The sequence below is a fragment of the Protofrankia sp. Cas3 genome (genome assembly GCF_963555955.1).
Lineage (GTDB): Bacteria > Actinomycetota > Actinomycetes > Frankiales > Frankiaceae > Protofrankia.
The window spans coordinates 1-23,642 of record NZ_CAUVXP010000093.1 but is presented as its reverse complement, the minus strand read 5'-3'; the positions used below and the strand labels follow the sequence as shown (position 1 = coordinate 23,642).

Annotated in this window: 21 protein-coding genes and 1 pseudogene; 14 read left to right on the top strand and 8 right to left on the bottom strand. The window is 68.4% G+C overall.

Annotated elements, in window-relative coordinates; translation table 11 throughout:
* The 4 genes and pseudogenes from U9983_RS17120 to U9983_RS17105 all read left to right on the top strand — a co-directional run.
* A pseudogene (locus tag U9983_RS17120) lies at positions 1–262 on the top strand (hypothetical protein); the annotation flags it as partial.
* A gap of 269 nt (positions 263–531) precedes the next feature.
* The gene (locus tag U9983_RS17115) at positions 532–699 is read left to right on the top strand and encodes a hypothetical protein (RefSeq protein WP_322754995.1); all 168 of its coding nucleotides are present in this window, start codon (positions 532–534) and stop codon (positions 697–699) included.
* A gap of 377 nt (positions 700–1,076) precedes the next feature.
* On the top strand, positions 1,077–2,372 hold the full coding sequence (locus U9983_RS17110) for a hypothetical protein (RefSeq protein WP_322754994.1): 1,296 nt from the start codon (positions 1,077–1,079) through the stop codon (positions 2,370–2,372).
* Positions 2,373–2,581: 209 nt separating this feature from the next.
* Positions 2,582–3,673, top strand: a complete 1,092-nt coding sequence (locus tag U9983_RS17105; RefSeq protein WP_322754993.1) for an aminoglycoside phosphotransferase family protein — start codon at positions 2,582–2,584, stop codon at positions 3,671–3,673.
* 240 nt (positions 3,674–3,913) lie between these two features.
* Here the strand turns inward: U9983_RS17105 and U9983_RS17100 are convergent, their stop codons facing one another.
* The gene (locus U9983_RS17100; RefSeq protein ID WP_322754992.1) at positions 3,914–4,723 is read right to left on the bottom strand and encodes a phosphatase PAP2 family protein; all 810 of its coding nucleotides are present in this window, start codon (positions 4,721–4,723) and stop codon (positions 3,914–3,916) included.
* Positions 4,724–5,426: 703 nt separating this feature from the next.
* Here U9983_RS17100 and U9983_RS17095 point away from each other — a divergent pair.
* From U9983_RS17095 to U9983_RS17065, 7 genes are all read left to right on the top strand, one after another.
* A complete protein-coding gene (locus U9983_RS17095) occupies positions 5,427–5,756 on the top strand; it encodes a hypothetical protein (protein WP_322754998.1) in 330 nt (109 codons plus the stop codon).
* A 1,086-nt stretch (positions 5,757–6,842) separates the two neighbouring features.
* Positions 6,843–7,760 (top strand): GNAT family N-acetyltransferase, encoded by a 918-nt coding sequence (locus tag U9983_RS17090; RefSeq protein WP_322754991.1) that lies wholly within the window; start codon positions 6,843–6,845, stop codon positions 7,758–7,760.
* 13 nt (positions 7,761–7,773) lie between these two features.
* Positions 7,774–8,730, top strand: a complete 957-nt coding sequence (gene folP / locus U9983_RS17085) for a dihydropteroate synthase (protein ID WP_322754990.1) — start codon at positions 7,774–7,776, stop codon at positions 8,728–8,730.
* Positions 8,727–9,149 (top strand): dihydroneopterin aldolase, encoded by a 423-nt coding sequence (gene folB, locus U9983_RS17080; RefSeq protein WP_322754989.1) that lies wholly within the window; start codon positions 8,727–8,729, stop codon positions 9,147–9,149. The genes folP and folB overlap by 4 nt, the downstream gene beginning before the upstream one ends.
* Positions 9,146–9,646 (top strand): 2-amino-4-hydroxy-6-hydroxymethyldihydropteridine diphosphokinase, encoded by a 501-nt coding sequence (folK, locus tag U9983_RS17075; protein ID WP_322754988.1) that lies wholly within the window; start codon positions 9,146–9,148, stop codon positions 9,644–9,646. The genes folB and folK overlap by 4 nt, the downstream gene beginning before the upstream one ends.
* Positions 9,643–10,080: a DUF3180 domain-containing protein gene (locus tag U9983_RS17070; RefSeq protein WP_322754987.1), complete on the top strand. Its 438-nt coding sequence runs from the start codon at positions 9,643–9,645 to the stop codon at positions 10,078–10,080. Before folK ends, U9983_RS17070 begins: the two co-directional genes overlap by 4 nt.
* 1,257 nt (positions 10,081–11,337) lie before the next feature.
* A complete protein-coding gene (locus U9983_RS17065; RefSeq protein WP_322754986.1) occupies positions 11,338–12,387 on the top strand; it encodes a hypothetical protein in 1,050 nt (349 codons plus the stop codon).
* A gap of 34 nt (positions 12,388–12,421) precedes the next feature.
* On the opposite strand, the gene U9983_RS17060 is transcribed toward U9983_RS17065, so the two are convergent.
* Positions 12,422–13,519, bottom strand: coding sequence for an alpha/beta hydrolase family esterase (locus U9983_RS17060; RefSeq protein WP_322754985.1), 1,098 nt, complete (start codon positions 13,517–13,519; stop codon positions 12,422–12,424).
* 236 nt (positions 13,520–13,755) lie between these two features.
* On the opposite strand from U9983_RS17060, the gene U9983_RS17055 reads away from it, so the two are divergent.
* Positions 13,756–14,184 (top strand): hypothetical protein, encoded by a 429-nt coding sequence (locus U9983_RS17055; RefSeq protein ID WP_322754984.1) that lies wholly within the window; start codon positions 13,756–13,758, stop codon positions 14,182–14,184.
* 376 nt (positions 14,185–14,560) lie between these two features.
* On the opposite strand, the gene U9983_RS17050 is transcribed toward U9983_RS17055, so the two are convergent.
* The 6 genes from U9983_RS17050 to pdxH form a co-directional block, all read right to left on the bottom strand.
* Positions 14,561–15,520, bottom strand: a complete 960-nt coding sequence (locus U9983_RS17050) for a mechanosensitive ion channel family protein (RefSeq protein ID WP_322754983.1) — start codon at positions 15,518–15,520, stop codon at positions 14,561–14,563.
* Positions 15,521–15,819: 299 nt separating this feature from the next.
* Positions 15,820–16,584 (bottom strand): hypothetical protein, encoded by a 765-nt coding sequence (locus U9983_RS17045; RefSeq protein WP_322754982.1) that lies wholly within the window; start codon positions 16,582–16,584, stop codon positions 15,820–15,822.
* A gap of 250 nt (positions 16,585–16,834) precedes the next feature.
* The gene (locus U9983_RS17040; RefSeq protein WP_322754981.1) at positions 16,835–17,587 is read right to left on the bottom strand and encodes a L,D-transpeptidase; all 753 of its coding nucleotides are present in this window, start codon (positions 17,585–17,587) and stop codon (positions 16,835–16,837) included.
* A 110-nt stretch (positions 17,588–17,697) separates the two neighbouring features.
* Positions 17,698–18,387, bottom strand: coding sequence for a hypothetical protein (locus tag U9983_RS17035; protein WP_322754980.1), 690 nt, complete (start codon positions 18,385–18,387; stop codon positions 17,698–17,700).
* A gap of 411 nt (positions 18,388–18,798) precedes the next feature.
* A complete protein-coding gene (locus tag U9983_RS17030) occupies positions 18,799–20,214 on the bottom strand; it encodes an MFS transporter (protein WP_322754979.1) in 1,416 nt (471 codons plus the stop codon).
* Positions 20,211–20,936, bottom strand: coding sequence for a pyridoxamine 5'-phosphate oxidase (gene pdxH, locus U9983_RS17025; RefSeq protein ID WP_322754978.1), 726 nt, complete (start codon positions 20,934–20,936; stop codon positions 20,211–20,213). Before pdxH ends, U9983_RS17030 begins: the two co-directional genes overlap by 4 nt.
* A 384-nt stretch (positions 20,937–21,320) precedes the next feature.
* Here pdxH and U9983_RS17020 point away from each other — a divergent pair, with 384 nt between their 5' ends.
* The gene (locus tag U9983_RS17020; RefSeq protein ID WP_322754977.1) at positions 21,321–22,415 is read left to right on the top strand and encodes a citrate synthase 2; all 1,095 of its coding nucleotides are present in this window, start codon (positions 21,321–21,323) and stop codon (positions 22,413–22,415) included.
* A complete protein-coding gene (serC, locus tag U9983_RS17015; protein ID WP_322754976.1) occupies positions 22,408–23,526 on the top strand; it encodes a phosphoserine transaminase in 1,119 nt (372 codons plus the stop codon). Before U9983_RS17020 ends, serC begins: the two co-directional genes overlap by 8 nt.
* Positions 23,527–23,642: the final 116 nt, after the last annotated feature.

Genomic DNA, 23,642 nt, shown 5'->3' with positions numbered 1-23,642 from the left:
AAGGAGAGGACGAGCGTGGGCGCGCTGGCTGTTCGGCCGGTGGAATGCCGATGCGCCGGTCGATCCGACCTGGTTGCCGACCTGGTTGCCGGCCTGGTTCGGTGACCAGGCATGGGCGCCGCGATGGTGGGACGACGACACCATCTGGCTGATCGACGTGGAGAACGTCGTCGGCCGGGTGTGGACGGGGACGGGGACGACAACCTCTACCGACTGTGGGACCTCTACACAGCCCAGCACCGCCACGGTGGGTAAGAGGTGAACGGTGTCCCGGGCGAGCTTTCAGCGGGATCTGGACCGTGTCGGGGGGGGTGTCGCGTGCGCTGCGTGACGATACGGGGAGCTAGGCTGTCCAGCTCATCATAATTCGGACGGTAGATGACTGGTTGGAATCGGGGTCCTTCAATGCGGTCCGTCACGACGCCGTAGGATCGTCAAGGTGAGACGCGCTGATCCGGTCCGGGTCGCTCCCGCTGCGGTGATTGCGCCGGCCCGCGCGATCAGACCCACCCTTGATGGGATGCCGTGGGCATGAGTTCACCGACCCGGCTGGCCTGTCTCGGGCCTCCTGACACGTTCTCCGATGCGGCGTTGCTCACTCTGCCGATCGCTCATGAAGTCGATCTCGACCCATTACCGAACGTAGCGGCCGTTCTTGGCGCGGTCCGTCAGGTCGACGCCGCACCGTATCTGCGCTGAGGTCCGATTTCTCGGCAGCTGACCGAGTGCGGATGGACAGGCTCCGATCATGCGGTCCAGCACGTCGGACGATGCTTTCCGCAACGCGGCGGCCTGGCTTTCCGGTCTGCGTGGGAGCGTCGCCCGCGCCTGAAGAATTCGGTCCAACGGTTGCGTTGCGAGCGCGATACCGCCGGGGGTAACCCAGGTCGTCGTGAGCCAACCCGCAAACTCTCCGTGCCTGTCGTGGTCTGAGCGTGCTCTCTCCCCTTGGCGCATCCCGCGACGCGCTTCGCATGCGTTACCTTGAGTCACATTCTTGCTGCTGAACGAGATCATATCGGTACGGAAAGTGCCACATTGTGGCCTTGCCGACAGGACACAGGGAGCGCGTAGTCATGTCCCACGCTGACGAACTGTCCCCGTCAGCTTGCTCGGCCAGCCTCTGGCCGGCGGCTGCGGAGGTAGGCCAGCCAGGCCCGCCCGATATGCCGGCCGCGTTGATTCCGGCCGCCCGTACCCCCCCAGACGATCATCCGGACTCCTGTGTCCTGCCCGCCCCGATGTCGTCGCCGGGCGAAGCCGGCCCCGCCGTAACGGGGGCCGACCGTCGCGACATCCCCACGATGTTGATCGCCGGGACATCGGCGCTGCCCGATCGGCGGCAGTTTCACCTCTATGCGGGGGCAACCGTCGTCGGCGTTTTCCTCACCGATGGGCAGCTTGCGGACGTGGTGGATGGGCGTGGTGCAACGCCGTTTCAGGTTGCGCTTGCACATGCCGAGGAGCGGTTGGCCGCTTTGCTGCGCGCGCACGAGCACACGGCGCCCGCGCAGGTGGCGACACAGGCCGTTCGCCTACGCTCCGGTCTGGGCCGGCTGGCCCGCGGTTCCCTGCAGGCTGCGGACGCCCGTCGGTTGCGGATCATCGCTGGTCGGCTTGCCGTTCTGCACGCTGATGCGGCGTTCAAACTGGGCGAGCCCGATGCGGCACGAGCCCTGGCCGCCCAGGGATACGCCGATGGGCAGTGGGCGGGTGACGGACCTCTGCAGGGATCGGCCCGTGAGATCGCGGCGGTGGCCGAGTTCTACGGCGGGCGTCCGGCGGTTGCCCTGCAGCTCGCGCGGGACGGGCTGCGCCATGTCAGCGGCGGTCCGGTACGGGCGCGCCTGGTCTGTCAGGAGGCCCGCGCACTCGCGGCCCTCGGCGACGTCCGTGGCGCCGCACTGGCGCTGGATACTGCTTACGATCTTGCTGACATGATTCCCGTGGAACAATGGGGATCTCCCGGTCCGGGCTTTGACACCTTCCATCCGGTGGAGGTCTCCTACAACGCGACCACGGCGTTGTGCCTGCTTGGCCGGCCCCGTGCCGCAGAGGAACATGCACAGATCGCCATGCCCCGGCTTGACGCGATGAACACCCCGGGTTTCCGTTCGGTGATCAGGCTGGATCTTGCATTGGCCCTGGTCCGCCAGGGACGGCTCGAGCTTGACCGGGTTTGCGCGCTGGCCACCGAGGCGATCACTATCTCCTGGGGACGCACGGTGGCGTCGGCGTCGAATCGGGCCGATGAGTTGCTGGCGATAACCCGAACGCACGGTGATGTCCGCGACGTGCGGGAGCTGGCGGCGTTCGTACGCGACTGGCAGCGGGAGGGCGAAAAGGCATCGTCATGGACGTCAGGGCCGTAGACGTGTCAGGGCCGTAGACGTCAAGGGCCGTAGACGTTCAGAGCCGTGGATATCGGCCAGCGGTGGAGCCCGTCGCTGAACGTGCATGACGAACCAGCAGCACTGACCGTGTGTCATGAGGACACGGAAGGGCGCGGAGCGAGGTGGGTACGTTCGGAGGAACTGGCCTGACGACGCTCCGGGTTGAATGAGGATCGGAGCGATGTCGGATGGCAGTCACGGGGTGCGATGGTCGCTTCACCGTGGCGAACGCATGGTCGATTCTCCGCGAGATGTGCGCGGCGGCCGGGTTGGACGACCGGGATGCCGAGGTCATCAAGATTACCGCCAACGCGGTGTTCCGGTTGCCGCGGGCCAGGCTGGTCATCCGGATCTGCGGGTCGCAGGCGATGGCGCACCGCGCGCACAAGGTTGTCCAAGTCGCTCGCTGGCTGGCTCGACACGAAGTGCCGGCGGTGCGCCTTGCGCCGGGTCTGCCGGCACCGCTGCTCCTCGGTAGCGTCGTGGCCACATTGTGGATCGACGCTCAGGCCGAGCCGCGACTGGTCGAGCCGCCCGGTCGCCACTTCCAGGAGAACCAGCCCCTGCCGGGCACTCGAGGGCCAACCACACACGCCGCCACCACACGCGGTTCGACAGCACTCGGCGCCTCAGCACTCGGCTCGACAGCGCACGTATCGGCTTCACGTGCCTCCACCGCGGGTGAACGGGTGGTGAACGGCGACCCTCCGGCCGCGTCCGATCTTGCTGTAGTTCTACAGCGGATCCACGCGCTACCACAACCCGACACCGCGTTACCCCCATGGGACCCGCTGGACGACGTTCGCAGGCGTCTTGCCGATGCGGAGGGCCTCACCGACGCTGACCTCGCGTTTCTCCGGCGGATGGCCGACCGGCTCCAAGCCGCCCTCGAGGGTGTCACGTACGACCTCCCGGCGGGTATCGTCCACGGCGACGCCCATCTCGGCAACCTGATCAGATGCCACGACGGTCGGGTGGTCATGTGCGACTTCGATTCCACCTGCTACGGACCCACCGAATGGGACCTGATCCCGGTGGCTGTCGGGCAGCTGCGCTTCGGTTACCCGCCGGAACAGCACGCGGTGCTTGCGTCAGAGTACGGCTTCGATGTGACGCGTTGGTCGGGATTTGAGGTCCTGCGGGCCCTGCGGGAACTGAAGCTGGTGACCAGCGTTGTGCCGATCCTTGCGAGCAATCCGCGGGTGGCGGCGCAGTTCGCCGTCCGCCTGGCGAGCCTGCGCTATGCGGACGAAAGCGTCCGCTGGTTGCCGTATTCCTGACTCCTATCAGTTTTCTGATAGTTCTTCGAGCCAGGATTTCCGCTGTTCCCCGCGATTGAACAGGGTCCGTCGTCCTGTTCGGGATGTGAATCTGGCGGCTGATGTTGCCATCGTATCGGAACACCGTTGGCAGCCGTGTTCGGGCGGTGTGGAGATTGGGTTCGATATCGGAGTCGTTGAGCTGGTCGGCCTTGTCCAGCGGGATCGGCACCGTCGACAGGGTGACCATTGGAGCTGGTTCTAAGACAGGTCCGAAGAAGATCCTTCGAAGATGCGTCGGGTGAATACGGCAATCATGGTCGCTGTCCAGGCGACCGCGAGCAGGCAGCCGCCGATGACATCCGACAGATAGTGCACACCGAGGGCGAGACGCGCACCTCCGACCGCCATGATGATCAACACTGTCGGTGCTGCGACGACGACCGGTGGCCGTCGTCCGTGGACCGCGGCCAGCGCGGTCAGCCCCACCAGCACCGCGACGGTCACCCCGACCACATGCCCGGACGGGAAGCTCGTCCCGTGGGCTGTGGCGACCGGCGCCGCGACGGACGGGCGGGCCCGATTGACCAGTGCCTTGACGGCACTGCCGATGATTCCGCCGATCCCGACGGTGATTGCGATGAACAGGGTCAGCCAGCGGAGGCCGGCTGGATCGAGCCGGCCGAGACCACGGGCGTTTCCACCCCGCCCGGGGCGCGCCCGAGTCCACAATGCCACCACAACGGCCAGGGCGGCCACTCTCAGGATGAACGGGGCGATCAGGATGCTCAGGACATCGGCGGAGTCGATCAGCCAACCCCGGGTGGCCACGACGGCGTTGAGGTCCGCGGCCGTGTCGGTGTCCGCGTGGGCAAGGGGCGCCCAGCGGGCCTTTACCACGATCGTGACTACGACGAACAGCCCCGCGCAGGTCCCTGCGATCCACCAGGCTCGCGCAGCAGCTGGCGATCGCGGACGGGTCGGCGGGTCCGATGCCGACAGCCCTGCTGACAGCCGCGGCCGGGCCCGTGGACCATCACCTTTTCCCGTCGAGGGCTGTCGGGTTCCCATGACGTCCCAGTCTCGTCCCGCCGGGCGAGAGAAGCCCAACCAGACGGCCTGGGTGCCGACCCGGGTAGGCCGCGGGGCCGGCCCCGCGACGCCGCGTGCCTATTGCTGGGCGTGCTAAGAACCAGAACAGGTTCTATGGGCCGGAAAATTATGCACCTGAGCGCGCCGAACGCATGGGTGCACCGATTCATGCAGGCCTTCTCCCCGTTGGCGTTTTTCTGCTTCGTCGTCGACTCGAAAGACGACGGTCCGGGCGGGAGAAAAGAGTTGCCGCGGCTCCCATGAGAGTTCGTCGACTATCGCCGTCGCCGTCGCCGCCGGGTCGAAATCCAGGGCACCGGGTCGGTCAGAATAGTGCAGTCGCGGGCGGGCGCACCCGCCGTCACCAGACCCGGAATCCATCGGTGGGACCGTGTCGCGCGTGCCGAAAGTGGCCGTCCGGCGTCGCTCGGTGGCCCGATGGAGGCCTGCCGCCGGATATATCGGTGCCTTCCCGGCCGACGGCGGCGAGTTCTACGGACCAGATGATACGTGTCCGTTCCCTCAGTATTACTTCTCTTTTTGCGGCATGACCTCATTTTGCGATAAGGAGACTTTTCGAAATTACACGGACGAAGTTATCCGGCGGGGTTGACCGGGTGAGCGCTCAGTGGAGTAGGGTCACTTCTTGTTCGGTCAGTCCCGGCGAGAGGAAAAAAACGTGATGGCACAGCAGCAGCAGCAGCAGCAAATCGAACAGCAGCTGCGGCAGAACTGGCAGCAGATCCGGTACCGACTTCTCGATGAATTCGGACAGGTCGGCACCGCGGACCTCGACGCGGCTCGTGACGTCAACGATCTCGTTCAGCGGATCGCGGACAAGACCCACCACAGCGAGCGCTACGTCGAGACCCGGCTGCAGGAGCTCGTCGGCGCGGGCGCTGGTGTCGGCGGCCAGTTCGGCGGCCAGCAGCAGGGCGGCGGCCAGGGCGGCTTTGGCCAGCAGGGGCAGCAGGGGCAGCAGGGCCAGCAGGGCCAGCCGTTCGGCCGCTAGTCCCGCTGTCGTGGCGGTGATACACCGCCACCTGTCCTGACACCCGCGGCGGCGTGTGAAGCGATGATCGCACGGCCGCCGGCCAGGTGCCATGACTGCGCGAGATTGTCTTCGCGCGAAATATGGACCAGTCAGGTGGTCTCACCACCAAGTATCAGGAGACCACCTGACTGGTTCAGGTACCAGCATACTTTCCAAACTGGCCAAAGGCCGTGCGATCATGTCTTTTTCGCACGGCCGGCGGCATGCCGGATCGTCGGTATCAGGCCAAAGGCCGTGCGATCATGTCTTTTTCGCACGGCCGGCGGCATGCCGGATCGTCGGTATCAGGCCAAAGGCCGTGCGATCATGTCTTTTTCGCACGGCCGGCGGCATTCATGATCTTCGTTGACATGAAGATCATGGTGTCAGGCTCACCAGGAGTGTCCGGTACTCCAGCAAGGCATCGATCAGACCTGTGACAATGGGATTACGGGGCATTTGACCCAGCTCGGCAAGAATTGAATCCGTCTGTTCCAGCGTAGGCTGGGCGTCGACAGCGGCGACGAGTGTGACCAGTCTGCTCATGGGCGGCCTTTCAACGACTCACAGTCGTGAAGCGACGTCCATTTGACCAGCACCTCGTGTGGCTGGGTCGCCTCACCGGATACACCTGCCAAAACGGCACCGCGTGGCGGGTTCACCATCACTTTTCGTTCCATGCCCTTCAGGGAGGAGCCCGGCTCCTTTGTCGGGCAGTGGTACAACTGACGTTACCGTAAAAAACGGTAGAGCTGCGGTGTTCCCGTCGGGTTGAATGGTCGTTACGGCGAGGTAACAAAGTTTGCGCCCAGTAGTCAGATCGCCCGCGGTCCGGTGGATGCCTGCGGGCTGATTGCGCTATTTGTACATGATGTGCTGGCCGGTGCATCCCCATTGCTTCCCGTGACGCTCTCCGAGGGTATCAATCCACCGCCGTTGCGCATCCGTGGCGTCGGATGCCACTGCGTCGGGTGCCACCGCGTCGGGTGTGGCGGCGAGAGGCGAGAGGCGAGAGGCGAGAGGCGAGCGAGAAAGTGTCGTTCACAGGCCGGTAGCCTCAGACGTGTGGTCAGTGCGGGTCCGTCTTCGGGCGGCAGTCGGCGGACGGCAGCCGGCCGGCAGGGCGGGGTTGCCGAGCCTGCCGCAAGCAGCCCCGGACGTGATGCGCTGGCGGCGCCGGGTGTCGGCGACCAGGTCGATGTAGCCCTCAGCCGTGAGTTGGAGGGCCTTGCCCATCGTGCGTGGCCCCCGTTGCGTGAGCGCCACGTCGGTGGTTGGGTGCTGCGGGCGTCGGCTGGCTCTTCGCGGCGCGGCAACTCGGTCTGGGCTCGTGGCGACGTCTCTGATCTTTCTGTCGCGCTCGACGAGGTCCGCGACTTCTACGCCGCGGCAGGGCTTCGCCCGACAATCCAGATCACCCCGGTGTCAGTGCCGGCCGGCATCCACCAGGCGCTGGACGCGGCCGGGTTCGACGACACAGGTCCGACCGATGTCTGCACCGCCGATCTGGCAGACCTTGCCGAACGGCTGGACGCCGCCGCGCCCGCCGAAACGGTCATGTTCGATGGCATCGCCGACACCTGGCTCGACGTTGCCGGGCGGGTTCTGTCAACCTTTGCCGACCAGCGCACCGGCACCCTCAAGGTGTTGGCGAATCTCACGGTGGCGGCGAAATACGCCATGTGTGTGGCCGACGGTGTGCCGGTCGCGGTCGGCCGCGGGGTCCTCGACGGAGACTGGCTCGGCGTCTACAGCATGGCGACCGTACCGGGCGCGCGCGGCAGGGGGGCGGCGCGTGCCGTCCTTGCCGGGCTTGTCACCTGGGCTGCCGACGCGGGTGCGTCGCGCGCCTACCTGCAGGTGGAACAGACCAGCGCCGCGGCCCGCCGGCTGTACGGCGCGCTCGGGTTCCGACCCGTCTATCGGTACTCCTACCGACGACATCATCATCCTGCCGGCGGTCCGGATGTGTCCCCACGCTGATCATCGAGGAGCCATGACGCCCGAGCAAGCCAGTCACAGTCTCTTGGAGCCGGTGGGCCGGACCCGTGTGATGGGCGTGATCAACGCGACCCCGGATTCGTTCTCCGACGGGGGTACTTATGCGACCGCCGTTGCAGCGGTCCGGGCCGGACTGGCGATGGCCGCCGACGGCGCCGACATCATTGACGTCGGCGGTGAGTCGACCCGACCGGGTGCGGCCCGGGTCGATCCGGACGAGGAACTGCGCAGGGTGCTGCCGGTTGTGACCGAGCTGGCCGCGGCAGGGGTCGCCGTCAGCGTGGACACGACTCGCCGGACGGTCGCCGAGGCCGCGCTGGCAGCCGGTGCTGCGATCATAAATGACGTGTCGGGCGCGGCCGACCGCGATCTGCTGACGCTCGCCGCCGAGCGGGGCGTTCCCTACGTATTGATGCATGCCAGGGGTGCGAGTGCGAACATGTCCACGCGGGCGGTCTACGGTGACGTCGTGTCCGAGGTCGTGGCCGAGCTGCGTGAGCGCCTTGGAGTCGTAGTCGCAGCCGGTGTCGCGCCGGAAAATGTGATCATCGATCCGGGGATCGGCTTCGCGAAGAAGGCCAGGCACAACTGGGCCCTGCTCGCGCACATGGGCGCCTTCGCCGCGCTGGACCAGCCCCTGCTGGTCGGTACGTCGCGCAAGTCGTTTCTCGGCAGCCTGCTCGCGGACGCCGACGGTCGGTCCCGGCCGGCAGCTGACCGCGACGACGCCACCCAGGCGACAACGGCGCTACTGGCGGCCACCGGGGTCTGGGCGGTACGGGTGCATGCGGTGCGGGCGGCGGCGGACGCCGTCCGGGTCGTGCAGGCATGGCAGGGCGCCCGCGCCCCCTGGCAGCCGCACGATGCGCGCACCCGGTCAGCCCGGCTTCGGTCCGCAGCCGGCGGCTCTGACCCGGGCGGGCCCGGACGTCCACCGGCGGGTGCGGCATGACCGGTGGACCACCGGGAGCGGGATGGCCCGGGGCCGACGGTCCGCTGGCCGCCGCGCCGGACCGGATCGCCCTCACCGGCCTGCGGGTCCACGGCTGCCATGGCGTCCTGCCGGCCGAACGCGCGCTGGGTCAGGAGTTCATCGTGGACGCCGTTCTGTGGGTGGATACCCGGCCGGCGGCCAGGACCGACGACCTCACCGCCACCGTCGACTACGGGACGCTGGCCCGGACCCTGGCCGGGATCGTGGCCGGCGAACCGGTGGATCTGATCGAGACGCTTGCGCACCGGCTGGTTACCGCGTGTCTGGCCGACCACCGCGTTGCCCGGGTCCAGGTGACCGTGCACAAGCCCGCGGCGCCGATCCCACTGCCGTTCACCGACGTCGCGGTCACCGTGACCCGGGACCAGCCCGCGTGACCGGGCCGATACCGCAGCCGGGGCCGCCGACCGCGGTTCTCGCGCTGGGCTCGAACCTGGGTGACCGCCTTGCGCGGCTTCGTGCCGCCGTCCGTGCGCTGCGCGCCCTGGCGATGTCGGAGGTGTACGAGACCACGCCCGTCGGAGGACCCGACCAGGACAATTATCTCAACGCGGTCGTGTTGGTCCCCGCGGCGCCGGCGCGGGCCCTGCTGGCGGCCGTGCGGTCGGCCGAGGAGGCTGCATCGCGGGTGCGGACGGTACGGTGGGGGCCGCGTTCCCTGGATGTCGACGTCATCGCCTGCGGCGAGCTGGTCAGTGACGATCCGGAGATCCTCATCCCACATCCGCGTGCCCACACCCGTGCGTTCGTCTGCGTCCCATGGCTGGACGTCGATCCGGACGCGGTGCTGCCCGGTCATGGTCGGGTAGCCGATCTGGTGGCCGGGCTGGATGCCTCCGGGGTCCACCGAACGCCGTGGAGTCTGCGCCGGTGAAGCCGACCCGGGCGCGTGACCTGGTGGCGGCGGCTGTGGTGGCCGGTGCGCTCACCTACGTTTTCATGATCTTCAATTATCAGAATCTACCGCGATTCCCACACACGGCACCGCTGTCGCTGGTGATCGTCGGATTGGTGGAGGCGCAGACCGCGTCGATCACCCGGCGTCGGTTGCAGGGGCGGCCGGGGACGAGGCCGATCCTGCCGCTGACCGTCGCCCGGCTGGCGGCCATGGCCAAGGCCAGCAGCCTCGCCGGTGCGGCGCTGGCGGGGGCGTGGGCGTCGGTATTCGGTTACGTGCTGCCACGCTCGGACGAGTTCCTCACCGCTGGCACGGATACGATCACCGCCGGTCTGGGAATCGGAGCCGCTGCGGTGCTCGTCGTCGGTGGGCTGTTGCTTGAGCGTGTCTGTCGAGTCCCCAAATCCTAAGTGGGCGGCGGATCTTCAATCGTGTGGACCGGCGTCCGAGCCTTGTGAGCTGGACAGATGGCTTTCGCAACACGCGCTGGAACCCTCGCGGCCGGGATCTCTTACTCTGGTGGTTGTCAACTGGGCGCGCGCAACGCGAGCGCAACGCCGTGATACACCGATGGGGACGTTTGGTTGGTGCGGACCGCGATGGGAGGTCAGTCGGTGGCGGACGGCGTGCGACGGTCTGATGCGGCGAATCCGCGTCGACCAGGGGCCGTGGACGGCACGCCGGAATCGCCGGCATACCCCGATGGAAGCGCGGCCCCGGCACGTGCGGTTCCCGACCGTCGGGACGGCTATCCCCCGGGCCCGCACCGCAACCAGGAGCCGCACCAGGACCCATACCAGGGTCCGTACCAGGGCTCCGGTCAATATCAGGATTCCGGTCAATATCAGAACCCTGGTTCGTATCGGGATGTCGGTTCCCGTCCGCGGCCGGACAGGCCCCCGGCCCAGGATCCCTACCCACCGGCTGGCGGATATCCGGCGCCGGACTCGCGCGCGCCTGGTCCCCACCCGGGCAACGGCGCTGCGCCGCGGGCTGAATACGCTCGCAATGATCGGACGGCTGGCCCCGGCAACGACGCCGGTTACCGCGCCGAGGCGGCGCCCCGTGGCCACGGTCCGGTCGCGCCCGGATACCCGCCGGCCGGTCGATCGTCGACCGACGTCTACGGTGAGAACACCCGATACGCCCCACAGGCCGCGCCCTCAGGGCCACCACCGGTCGATCCCGGTTCCCGTGGCGGCGCGCCGGCCTACCGTTCCGCGCCGCCACGGCCAGGCGGGCCTGGCGGGCCTGGCGGGCCAGGGCCAGGGCCAGGGCCAGGGCAAACTTCCGGTCCGCAACAGACCGCGGTGTCCCACCCCCAGCACGGGGACCGGCATCCCCAGGGTCGGCCCTATCCACCCGACACCGGGGGCTACCGGTCCGGTGGCCCAGGCGCGGGACAGCCGCCGGCGGACTTCGGGCCGGGGTACCCGCAAGCCCGTGGCGGGAACATGCCGCGCAACGGGGCCGCGCCGATCGCGTCGCCCGATGTGGATACCACGACTGTGGGCGGACGTCCCCCCGCGCAGCAGGCTTACCAGGGCCGCGCCGGGGGGCAGCCATCCGCTGGGTCAACGGGGCCGATGCCACGCCATCCCGCGGATTCGACGCCACCCAGGGGATCGGCGGGGGCTGCGGCGGGGGCCTCGGTGCGGGAATCGGGGATGGACGACGGATCCGCCGGTACAGGCGGTGTACGGCGCCCCCGTGAGACCCGTGAGACCCGTGAGACCACCGAGGCTACCGACCGGCCGAAGGGAGTCGCCCCGCCGCGTACCACCCGAGCACGCGCCGACGCTGCCGGCACCGGCGCCCGACGTCCGGGCGCGGATCGAGCGGACCGGCCCGTCAGGACGGAGCGATCCGCGAGCTCGGTCACGCCCGACCAGGCTGGCCGCGGTCGGTCCGAACGCGTGCGTGGCCGACGTCGGGATGACCATGGCAGCGCGCCATCCTCGATTGAGGACACCGGTTCGCACCGGGCACAGCCCCGCAACGCCGTCGCAGGCACGCCACTGCTGCGGCGTCTGCTGTACGCGGTGGTGATTCTCGCGGTCGCCTTCGCCGTCGGGGGTGGCGCCGGGTTCGTCTGGCAGAAGATCAATCCCGGTAAGGCCGCCACCGCGGCCCGGCCGGCCACCGCGCCGAACGGCACGGCCGCCGCGGCGGGGCCGTCGGCATCAGCAAGCCCCGCCGCTGGCCCGGGCACCACAACGGCCCCCGCGACGGTACCGGCTGACTGGGTCGCCGTCACCGACGCGAAGCAGCGGGCGAAGTTCTCTCATCCGCCGGGGTGGAATCAACGCAGAGACAACACCGCCGTCTTTTTCATCGAGGCCCCGGCGGGAACAACATCGGGATCCGGAACAGCATCGGGATCCGGGACGGCGACGGGCGGGCCTCGGATGATCGGAGTCGCGCGTGTCGCGGCTACGGATCAGCGGGCGGCGCTCAAGGCCGTCCAGGACTCCGAGTTCGCCACTCAGCCTGGGTTCACCCAGGAGAGGTCCGGACAGGTCACGGACACGACCGCCGCACCGAGCCAGGAGCTGGTCGGCTCCTACCTGCGCGAGGGGCAACGAGTCACCTACGTGATGCGGGCACTGTCGGCCGGGGACGCGGTCTATGTCCTGATCGCCCGGTCGTCATCGGCACAGGCGGACACCGCGACGACCCTGGTGGCGAGCTTGCGGGCGTCGTTCACCCCGGCCTGACCGACGCGGTCCACCCCGGCCTGACCGACGCGTTTCAGAGGTTGGGTCCGGCTCGGTGCGACCGCATCGGCGCGAGCAGCCGCCAGAGCACCTCTGTGGTGTTGAACTGTGCCGGACCGCTGCTGGGTGGCCAGTCATGGGCGACACCGGGAAGCAGGAACTCCACGACCCGCTGGTCGGACGAGCAGCTCGTCTCCTTTCTTGTCGCCGAGTAATGGCCGCCGGCCGGGGATGCGGCTGTGGCGGGGGCTTTGGGCGTGGGCGTGGGCGTGGGCGTTGCCTGGCCACCGGCCGCATCCTCGGTCGGCACCCCGTCGGCGTCGGTTCTGACGCTGTCGTCCGGTTGCGGGGGCGAAGGGCAGCCGGCTCTGGCCCGGAACGGCTTCAGGCTGTCCTCGACCGATGTGAGCGATGCCCCCAGGACATCGGACCAGGCGGTGCCTTCGTAGGGAACGCGTTCATCGAGCTGTCCGTGCACGGCCACCACACCGATCGGGGCCGCCGGTGTGCAGCCTGCGATCTGCCGACTGGCTGCCACCACGGCGATGCCGGCGATTTCGGACGGGTGCTCACACGCGTAGCGGTACGCGAGCATCCCACCGTTGGAGAAGCCGACCAGAATCACCCGGTGACGGTCGATGGGATAGTGCTGTTCGAGATGGGAGATGAGGGCCCGCAGCCATCCGACGTCGTCGACATGCTCGGCGGCGGCCTGCCCGCAGCAGGTGCCGGCGTCCCACGATTTGTCCAGACCATCGGGATAGGCCACGGCGACGCCGGCACTGGCGGCGAGGGCATCGATGCCCCACTTCGCCTGGGGTTCGCGACCGTCGTTCGCAATGCTGTGCAGCGCGACGACGAGCGGAAAGGGCCGCGGGGATGTGGCCGGCGGCAGGGTGAGGCGCAGCTGCGGCGTTCGCCCTGACCGTTCGTAGGCGTCCGGTCCGATCGTCGGGGTGGCGGCGCCACCCACGGGCGTGATCGGCGTCCGGTGAGACCGGCTCACGGTGGTGCACCCCGTCAGGTACCAGGTCAGGACAAGTACGAACCCGGTGATGAGGCTGAGCATGGTGCGGCGACGCGAGGATGGCACCACTCGGATTTTGTCCCGCCCGCCAGACGGGCCTGTCATCGGTGTCGGTGTTGATCTCCTCGTGGACTGCGAAGGCCACGGATGACGCTCGTCTCGCCATCCCGGCCGGTGTGTGGTGCGGGACCCGCGGTGGATCCGGGCAGGGCCGAAAAGACGCCTGACTCCGGTGCCGCGCCCTGGCTACCCAGGCCGCATCCCGACGGTGTCTGCAGTGTCGTTGGGGTTGTGGCGGGCGTTGGGGTTGTGGCCGCAGGCATTGGGGCGGACGCCGACATGTGATCTTTCGCTCGACCCCGGACGATGTCAGTGCCGGGCCTGTGCCCGTCTGTCCTGACCACGCCGAGACGGGGTCGGTCAGTCGGGCCGGTCCGGTCTACCGGATCGGTGATATCGGTAATATCGATGACATCGGCCATGTCGGCTATATCAGCTACCTCGACATCACCTACATCTGTCAGGTCGGCTGTATCCGACGTGGCTGCCTCATCAGGACGCTCTGGCCGCGGGCTGATCGCGGCGGCGGCGCGCCGGTAGCGGACAAACGCCTCCTGAGCGCGGTTCTCCAGGTTGTCGACCAGTTCGAGCTGCTCGCGGACACGACGCTCACCGGCTGGTCCGGCGGCGAGAAGGTCCGACAGGCAGCGGTCGACCGCGCGACGGGCCTGCAGCCAGACAAGGAGCAACCGGGAGCGCTCCAGGTCTGATGGCATGTCCACCGAAATATCTCCCCCGCTTCCCGCGCTCCGCGCAGGTGGCCTGCGGCCGCGGACGGCCTGGGGACCCAGGCCGTCCGGCAGGCCGAATCCAGCGCGCCGCATGGCGGAGCGACGGGACCGGCGCCGCCGTTGGTCGCGACACTCCGTCGTACCCAGAGTGCCTCACCCGCATCCCTCGCGTGCGTCAGTTCGCACAAGGAGCATGGGTGCGTCGTGGGGATCTCGGATGGTTTGGGTGGTCCTTGGGTCTGATGGCGTGGTGTTCGTGATTGCCGAGTGTGAGCATCGTTCCAGATGTGACTGCCATGTCATATCTTTATGAAGTCATGTCGTTACGAGGTCAGGTTCTCCTGCGGCCAGGTTGTCACGACGGTTGCCCCGGCTCGGGGTCGAGGCCTGATCCGCCGGTTGCCGTGGACGTGTCCCGTTCGTGCTCGGGGATCGGATCCGCAGGGTCCGCCGTCTGCCCGCCGTTGCCGTGACCCGCCGTCACCGGGTCACCGACCGGGTCACCGACCGGGTCACCGACGAGGTCGCTCACCGGGACGACCATCGGCTCCTCGGCGGCGGCACGAGCCCGGTTGTCCCGCCAGGTGGACCTGGCGGTCGTCAGCTCCGGGCCACCACGGCGTAGAACCTCCTCCCAGCGGCGTTGCATCGGACGAATCAGGCCACCACCCACCCCGACCACCGTCACCCCGGTGACCGTCGTGAGCAGGGCGTAGAGCATCGGGGTTGTCACTGCGGTGGCAAGTCCGAGTTCGTCGAGGGCGGCCTTGCCAAATCCGATCATTATGAGCACGGTTGTGGTGGTCGCTGCGGTGCTCGCGTAGTGAAGGCCGGTCAGCGCCTCGCCGACGAAGGCGCGGGCGGCCGATGCAAGGGTGACGCCGAGTACGAGCACCGCACAGGCGAGAATCGCGTGCGCGAGCAGGATGGCGAGGTCGCGGACGAGGTCGCTGACGGGGTTCGTGCCGAACAGGCCGAGGGCCAACTGGAAGAGCGCAAGGAGTGCAACGGCGAACACCAGCCGTAACACGCCGACGCGCAGCTCGTGGGCGGGCCGGCGGAGCGCGCGGGTGAGCCCACCCCGGTCGAGCAGGTTGTCGGCGCCGGCGCGGTCAAGGAGATGGTTGATGATTCTGATGACGGCGCGGACGGCCAGGCCGCCAGCGAACATGATGAACGCAAACGCCCCGATTTTTGGCACGATCTGGGCAAAATATGACCATACATCCGATAAGCCCTCATTCCACCCGGCGGCCTGCGGTGCCAATAGTCCCCACTCCCATCGCGACGGTCGTGTCCCAGGTCGGTTGCGCACCGGTCGGTCCTGCCCTGGTCGGTCGTGCGCTGGTCACTCGTGCGCTGGCTGCTCGTGCACTGGTCACTCGTGCGTGTGGGCGCATTGTCACCTGACGATCGCTGTCTACCGATCGTTACCGGTTGCCCACCGCACGCACCGAAACAGCACACCTCATCGGTAACGATCGCACCATGTTGCCACACGGGCGCGGAAAGTAGCGTTCGTGTAGTCCGTCCGTGGATGCGCATGGCGTGGGTGTCACATGATTGTTCGCAGACCGCCGCATGGCGGGGGAGTATCGGAAGATCATGAACCGACTACTGGTTGGCGATCTTCCGGACGATCTGCCGCGCGACCCGGTTCACCACGGCCTGGTCGGGGTCGTCGAACACGCGGCCGACGACGAAGGAACTCTGGACCTGGCCGTGGAACACGAACATCAGATCGAAGGTCATCGGTATCGGCGGCCCGTCCAGAGTCATGGTCGCCTTCACCCTGGTCAGTGCGCTGACGCCGGGGGGCGGCTTGCGGGCTGACGCTGCCCCAACCGTGAACGTGCTGCTGGCGGGCAGGTCAGCGGCCTTGGCGTACTCGCGTTGGAGCAGTTGGCCGACGCAGGACGGGAAGGATGACTCGGCGGCGACTTGAACGGCACTCGCAATCACGTTGGCTGGATATACCGCCGCCACGGATCCCATGAAGACCTGGCTGTCACTCGTGGTGAAGTACGGTCCCTTGGCCGAGTCCAGCGGCTCCACCTTCGACCCGGCGCTGGATTCACCCATGCACGAGGCGAAACTGGTCATCGCGGCGACCGACAGCGCGCCACGGTTGTCCAGCGACGTACTGGCCCCGAAACCGGTCGTCTCCGACCCCTCGGTCAGCACGTAGTCGTCGGCGTGCAGCGACGTACGGGCGGCCGCCTCCTGAGTCGGGGGCACGGGATCGGTTCCCACCGCGGCCGGACCAGGGACTTTTCCGCCTCCGCAGGAGCTGGTTGCGAGCCCCAGCAGGACGCAGACCAGACCGAGGCCGAGGGCCTGGACCCGCCCGCGCCGCGCCGCCAGCAACGTCCCCATCACCTGTGTACCCCCTGGATGCCGCCGTGGGTTCGGTTCGGCCGTTGCCATGATCTCCGACAGCGCGAAAATCCATGATCGCGTCACCGTTGGCCTGAGCGCCCACCGGTTGGTCCAGTATGCACCGGTTACGTCGAAGGCCTCCGAACGATGTGAATCCGGTGTTGTCGGAACAGCACTGGATTCACATCGTTCGCGGCAGCGGGCCAGCAGCGGGCCAGCAGCGGGCCAGCAGCGGGCCAGCAGCGGTGGATCAGACCGCGATTTCCACCGGGGTACCCAGCGGGAGCATTTTCGCGAGCCTGGTGATGACATCGTTGCGAACCCGGATGCAGCCGTGGCTGACATCCTGCCCGATCAGGTTGGGCTGGTTCGTTCCGTGGATACCGATCACCGGGGCCTGCCCGTCGAAGGAGTCGAGGGTGGTGGAGAACCCGCTGAGCCCGAAGGCGTACGGACCGTAGGCGCCGGCCGGGTTGCGTGGCTGTAGCAACTCGGTCAGGTAGAAGTGACCGCCGGGCGTCGGGGTGTCAGTTGTGCCCACGGCGATGGGCTCGTCCACGACGACCGTGGTCCGGTCATAGACCCGCAGGCGGTGGTCCTTGCGGGCAACCACGATGTGGTAGCCCGTAAGGCTGGCCTTCACCTGGGACGCCTTCACCCAGCCGGTGCTGCCGTTGGGCTCCACCGGCAGCAGGACGTGCCACCAGTTCGGGAGTTTCGCCACCACCAGGAACACCCGCGGAGCACCTGCCGGGTTCGGGCTGTGTAGTTGGGAGGACGCGGTTTTCGCCGTGGGGGTCTTGTAGATGTCCACCACCGCGCCGGTCGCGGTCACGACCGTGTTCATCCCGTCGGCGTTGACGGCGGTCACGGCCGCGAGCTGGCTGCTCACCGGATCCGGAAGGGCTGTCGCGGACGCCTGTGCCTGGGCCTTCGAGCCCCCTCCGCCGCAGCCGGTCAAGGCAACCATGCCGACGACGACGACGATCAGCGCGATCTTCATGCGCCTGCCGGTTGGGCGGTGATCGGTTGGGCGGTGATCGGTGGAAACCGATATGGCGGACGCCGCCGGCCCGAATCCGGGGCGACGGCGTCCGATCAGAGCTGAGGAGGTCATCCCGTGTAGTGAACCTTGTCGGTGACGACAGCCGTTGCCGGGGCTGCTACCGGCGCGGTCGTCGTCGACACCGGCACGGTCCCGCCGCCACCCGCACCGCTCGTCGAGGTCGCGGTTGGGGACGCCGTGGTGGTGGTCGCGCAGTGCGCGATGGCGAAGGCCGGGATCGCCAGCACGACGTCTCCGGTCTCCACGTCGACTGCGCCCGCGATCACGGCATCGGCCGACGAATCCAGCGAGATGGTCTTGCCGGCCCCGATCGCACCGAAGTTGTAGTTGACGTTGGTGTCGATCCACGCAAAGCCGTATGCCTTGGCGGCGGTGTTCTTGAGCGTCCAGGCAGGGCCCTTCGGGCCGCAGGTGAAGCTGACCACCAGCGGCTGGGGCACCAGGTCAGCCAGGGACACGTCATCCGGCAGCCAGGGAGCGAGATCGACAAGTCGTTTGTCCAGGTCGGTCAGCGGCATTCCGGGAATCGACGGAAGGCCCGACGGAAGGGACACGCCACCCGGCCGCTTGGTCACCGGTGGCTGGGACGGCAGCGCATCCTTGTCCTGCGGCGGTACCGCGGGCGTCGCACTCCCTACCGACCCGGCCGGCGGCGTCGGGACCGGCGTAGCGGTGTCAACCGCATCCGGTCCGGCCGGTGCCGGCGCGCCAGCAGTTGCGGTGGATGCGGCGGGCATTGTGTTCGCTGCGTCGGTGTCGTTTGTCGCCCAGGCCGCAGGCGCGGCCAGCCCGACGGTTATCGAGCCGATTACGCAGGCCAGAGCCAGTCGCGTCCTGCCCAAACGCATTGTGTGTGTCCCCTCAGACGTCAGGTGGGCTGGCTACAGGGCTTGTGGCCACCGTCACAGCCGCATTTCCGGGGAACCATACCAACGCGCTTTTCGGGGCTCGCGGGCGGGGTGGCATGCGATGAACAAGGACCCGTAGACGTGTGAGTGTGTTGTAGACGTGTGAGTATGTTTTGGTCTCGTAGGTTGTCAGTCTGGCTCGGTCAGTTAGGTTACATGATCAGCTGGTAGCTGAAAAAGTCACCGGCCACGGCCTATTCGCCCACCGCCCACCTTTCGGGGATCGTCGGTCGGGGTTCGTCAGTGCGGCCGCTCGTTCGGCTCCCGCACCACTTCGCGGCTCTCGGCTGCGGTGATGGCGTCCTGCGAGTCATAGCGGATGAACGACGGAACAGCCGCCGCGAGCAACGCGGCGCCGGCAACGCATGCCAACCCGCCGCTGACCACTGAGAACATCGGCGAGACCAGGGCTGCCGTCGTTCCCGCCTCAAGGTCCCCCAGGCGCGGGCCGCCCGCGACGACCACGATGAACACCCCCTGAAGGCGTCCGCGCATCGCGTCCGGTGTGGCGACGTTGAGCATCGAGTTCCGGAACACCGCACTGACCATGTCGGCGGCGCCGGCGGTGGCGAGCAGCAGCACACCGGCGGCGAGGTTGTGGACGAGCCCGAATCCGGCGATTGACATACCCCAGATGATCACGGCGATGACCACGGCCAGCCCGTGGCGCCGGATGCGGCCGAACCAGCCGCCGACCACCGCCCCGGCCAGCGCGCCTGCGGCGACCGCGGCGTAGAGCAGCCCGGCGGTCTGCGTCCCGCCACCGAACTGTGTCCCGGCGAGCTCGGGGAACAGCGCCCGCGGCATTCCGAAAACCATCGCGACGATGTCTATGGCGAACGTCATGAGCACTATCGGTTGGCCGCGTAGGAAGCGTAGTCCGTCGAGGACGCTTGCGACGTCGGCTCGGGTGCCGCCGCCCGTCGGCGGCATCGACGGCAGCCGCGCGAGCGCATAGAGCGCGGCCCCGAAGGTCACGACGTCCATCCCGTAGGCGAGGGTGTAGCCCGACGCCGCGACCGCCACCCCGGCAAGCAGCGGACCGGCGGTCAGGGCGGTGTTCCAGCCGATCTGCGCCAGCGCCGTGGCCGCGGGAAGCTCCCGCAGCGGCACGAGGTTCGGCGTCATCGACCGCCGGGCCGGTTGGTCGACGGATATCAGCGCGGACTGGGCGGCCACGAGGGCGAACAGCGGCCAGATCGTATGCAGGTCGACAAGCGCGAGAGCGAACAGCCCGACCGACACCGCGGCCAGCCCGCTGGAGGTGACCAGCGCAAGCCGCCGGCGGTCGACGGCGTCCGAGATCGCCCCGCCGAACATCCCGAAGACGACCAGTGGCACCAGAGCGACCAGGCCGGTCAGTCCGACCGTGAACGAGGACCTGGTGATGTCGTAGACCTGTAGCGGTACCGCGGTGGTAGTGATCATTGAACCGACCGCGGAGACGGTCTCGCCCGCCCACATCCGCCGGTAGGCCGGGTAGGCCCGCAGCGGCCCGATGTCGGTCAGGACGGTGGCGGCGATCCGCCGGCCGAGCCCCGGGGCCCGTCCCCGGGACGTCACGTGGTCGGGCTCCGGAGCCGAGTGGCCGGCGGTCTGCCCTGTGGTCTGCCCGGCGGTTGCGCCGGTGCCGACCACGGTGTCGGGCTTCCTCACGGTGCCAGGCGTTCGATCACCCAGCGCTCACCGCGGGCCGGGCGACACGCCTCATCCGCGCCGGTCCGGCGGAAGCGGAGCCGGTCGTGGAGCCGGTCGTGGCGGCCCGCCCAGAACTCGACGCTGTCCGGGACGAGCCGTATCCCGCCCCAGAACGGCGGTACCGGGACCGGCCCGGGTTCGGGCCAGCGGCCGGCGAGGGCTGCCCGGCGCTGCTCAAGCACATCCCGGGAACTGATCGTTTCGGACTGGTGGCTCACCCACGCCGCGAGCTGGGACCCACGCGGGCGGGTGTGGAAGTAGGCCGCGGTCTCCTCGCCTGACACCCGTTCGAGCGCACCGGCCGCGACGACCTGGCGTCCCAGCGCATGCCAGGGAAAGACCAGCGAGCCGTAGGGGTTCGCCGCCGCGTCGCGGCCCTTGCGGGATGTGTGGTTGGTGAACAGCGTGAAGCCGCGTTCGTCGAACGCCTTGAGCAGGACGATGCGGGCGCTGGGCCGGCCGCGTGCGTCGGCCGTGGCGAACACCATCGCGTTCGGTTCGACCAGTGCCGATCCCGGTTCGGCGGCGGCGGCGGACGCCTCGGTGAACCATCGTGCGAACTGACTCAACCAGGTAGGGGCGAGATCGGATTCGGACAGCCCACCGGTGGCGTACTCGCGCCGCTGGGTCGCCGGGTCCGCAACGGCCGGCGGCGCATCGCGGTTCGGGTGTTGCGACACCTGACCGATCCTGGCACCCGGCTGACCGCGGCACCTGGGAATCGGCATCCGATCGCGGAACCGCAGCGACGAGTTGTGAGCTGTGACACATCGAGTGGATGGCACCAGGTGGCGTGGCGTCGGGCACGTCCGTCCGATGGGTAGGGTTCACCGGTGCCGGAGGTTACCGGTTCTGTGCCGGGCCGGCGCCGCCCTGTGGTTGGCCTGTGGTTGGCCTGGGCGAATGTGGCACTACCCCCGACAACAGGGCAGGATGCAGACAGGCAATTGGGTATGCCGATGTAAGCAGCTCACATCAGTTACGGCTGGCGTTCGGTGCTCGGGAATGGCCCGGCGTACCGCCAACGGCACCGGCCGGGGACAGGAAGCGGAGCCCGGACTTCGATGGCCGACAGGACAAGCGACTTCAAGCCCGGCCTGGAAGGCGTGATCGCCTTCGAGACCGAGATCGCGGAGCCGGACAGGGAAGGTAGCGCGCTGCGGTATCGCGGCGTCGACATCGAGGACCTCGTCGGCAAGGTCGACTACGGTCATGTGTGGGGGTTGCTCGTCGACTCCTCCTTCGAGCCCGGCCTGCCGCCGGCGGAGCCCTTCCCGTTGCCGGTGCACTCGGGCGACATCCGGGTGGATGTGCAGAGCGCGCTTGCCACGCTCACTCCCTACTGGGGTTTCGGCCAGCTCATCGACATCTCCGACGCCGAAGCCCGGGACAACCTGGCGCGGGCGTCGGTGGTGGCGCTGTCCTTCGTCGCGCAGGCGGCACGCGGTCTCGGTCTGCCCGCCGTCCCGCAGAAGGAAGTCGACAAGGCCCGCACGATCACTGAGCGTTTCATGATCCGCTGGCGGGGAGAGCCGGATCCCAAGCATGTCCAGGCAGTGGATGCCTACTGGGTATCAGCTGCTGAGCACGGTATGAACGCGTCCACCTTCACCGCCCGGGTGGTGGCCTCCACCGGTGCGGACGCGGCGGCCGCACTGTCCTCGGCGGTCGGGGCGCTGTCCGGTCCGCTGCATGGCGGGGCGCCGTCCCGGGTGCTCGCGATGCTGGACGATGTCGAGCGCACCGGCGACCCGGTCGGTTACGTGCGCCGCGCGCTTGACCGCAAGGAGCGGCTGATGGGTTTCGGCCACCGGGTGTACCGCGCGGAGGATCCGCGCGCCCGGGTGCTACGGCGGACGGCCCGCGACCTTGGTTCACACCGTTACGAGGTGGCCGAGGCGCTGGAAGCCGCGGCCATCGAGGAGCTCACGAACCGGTACCCGGACCGCCCGCTGCGGACGAACGTCGAGTTCTGGTCCGCCGTCGTGCTGGACTACGCGCAGGTGCCGCCGCACATGTTCACGTCCATGTTCACCTGTGCCCGTACCGCCGGTTGGAGCGCCCACATCCTGGAGCAGAAGCGCACCGGACGCCTCATCCGCCCGTCCGCGCGCTACATCGGTCCGGCGCCGCGACCGCTGGGTGACGTCCATGCCTGACGGCATCGTCATCCCCGGGCATCTGCGTCCCGTTGACGGGCGCTTCGGTTGCGGCCCGTCCAAGGTTCGGCCCGAGGCGGTCGCCCAGCTCGCCGCGACCGGAACGTCCCTGCTCGGGACGTCGCACCGGCAGAAGCCCGTGCGCAACCTGGTCGGACGCGTCCGCGCGGGTCTCGCCGACCTGTTCTCGCTGCCCGACGGCTACGAGGTGGTGCTCGGCGTCGGCGGCTCCACGGCCTTCTGGGATGTGGCCGCGTTCAACCTGGTGCGGGAACGTTCGCAGCATCTGGTGTTCGGGGAGTTCGGCGGAAAGTTCGCCGACACCGCTAAGGGCGCGCCGTTCCTGGCCGAGCCGTCGATCATCACCTCGGCGCCCGGCAGCCATCCCGACTGGGCACCCGAGCCGGGCATCGACGTGTACGCCACCCCGCACAACGAGACGTCCACGGGCGCGGCGAAGCCGGTCCGCCGGCCGGTCGGGGCGGACGAGGGTGCGCTGCACCTGGTCGACGCGACCTCCGGCGCGGGCGGGCTACCCGTCGACATCCGCGAGGTCGATGCCTACTACTTCGCGCCGCAGAAGAGCTTCGCCTCCGACGGCGGGCTGTGGGTGGCGCTGCTCTCACCGGCCGCGATCGAACGGTTGGCTGAGATCGCTGCGTCCGATCGGTGGATCCCGCCGTTCCTGGACCTCACGACCGCCCGGGACAACAGCTCCAAGGACCAGACCTACAACACCCCGGCGGTGGCCACCCTGTTCCTGTTCGCCGACCAGGTCGAGTGGATGCTCGCCCGCGGCGGCTTGGACTGGTGCGTGCGGCGGACGGCCGAGTCGTCGTCCATTCTCTACACCTGGGCGGACAAGGTGCCCTATGCGACACCGTTCGTCACCGATCCGGCACAGCGTTCACAGGTCGTGGTCACCATCGACTTCGACGGCGTGGACGCGGCGGTTGTCGCGAGTACCCTGCGCGCGAACGGCATCGTGGATGTCGAGCCGTATCGCAAGCTCGGCCGTAATCAGCTGCGGGTCGCCTGCTTCCCGGCCGTTGAGCCGGCCGACATCCAGGCACTGACCGGCGCCGTCGACTACGTCGTCGAACGTCTGTAACCGGCTCGGATCCGTAACCGGCTCGGATCCGTAACGGGCTCGACCCGACACGACGATCTTTCGAGGTTTGGTCGACGGAGAAGGCCTTGTTGATCGCACAAACCTCGAAAAATCAT

What these genes read in the sequence shown, in the direction of transcription:
- serC (WP_322754976.1), top strand. Translation starts at nt 22,408, where the DNA reads ATGCCTGACGGCATCGTCATCCCCGGGCATCTGCGTCCCGTTGACGGG.
- U9983_RS17095 (WP_322754998.1), top strand. Translation starts at nt 5,427, where the DNA reads ATGGCACAGCAGCAGCAGCAGCAGCAAATCGAACAGCAGCTGCGGCAG.
- U9983_RS17110 (WP_322754994.1), top strand. Translation starts at nt 1,077, where the DNA reads ATGTCCCACGCTGACGAACTGTCCCCGTCAGCTTGCTCGGCCAGCCTC.
- U9983_RS17040 (WP_322754981.1), bottom strand. Translation starts at nt 17,587, where the DNA reads ATGAAGATCGCGCTGATCGTCGTCGTCGTCGGCATGGTTGCCTTGACC.
- U9983_RS17105 (WP_322754993.1), top strand. Translation starts at nt 2,582, where the DNA reads ATGGCAGTCACGGGGTGCGATGGTCGCTTCACCGTGGCGAACGCATGG.
- U9983_RS17100 (WP_322754992.1), bottom strand. Translation starts at nt 4,723, where the DNA reads ATGGGAACCCGACAGCCCTCGACGGGAAAAGGTGATGGTCCACGGGCC.
- U9983_RS17060 (WP_322754985.1), bottom strand. Translation starts at nt 13,519, where the DNA reads ATGACAGGCCCGTCTGGCGGGCGGGACAAAATCCGAGTGGTGCCATCC.
- U9983_RS17115 (WP_322754995.1), top strand. Translation starts at nt 532, where the DNA reads ATGAGTTCACCGACCCGGCTGGCCTGTCTCGGGCCTCCTGACACGTTC.
- U9983_RS17020 (WP_322754977.1), top strand. Translation starts at nt 21,321, where the DNA reads ATGGCCGACAGGACAAGCGACTTCAAGCCCGGCCTGGAAGGCGTGATC.
- U9983_RS17065 (WP_322754986.1), top strand. Translation starts at nt 11,338, where the DNA reads ATGGACGACGGATCCGCCGGTACAGGCGGTGTACGGCGCCCCCGTGAG.
- U9983_RS17035 (WP_322754980.1), bottom strand. Translation starts at nt 18,387, where the DNA reads ATGCCCGCCGCATCCACCGCAACTGCTGGCGCGCCGGCACCGGCCGGA.
- folB (WP_322754989.1), top strand. Translation starts at nt 8,727, where the DNA reads ATGACCGGTGGACCACCGGGAGCGGGATGGCCCGGGGCCGACGGTCCG.
- folP (WP_322754990.1), top strand. Translation starts at nt 7,774, where the DNA reads ATGACGCCCGAGCAAGCCAGTCACAGTCTCTTGGAGCCGGTGGGCCGG.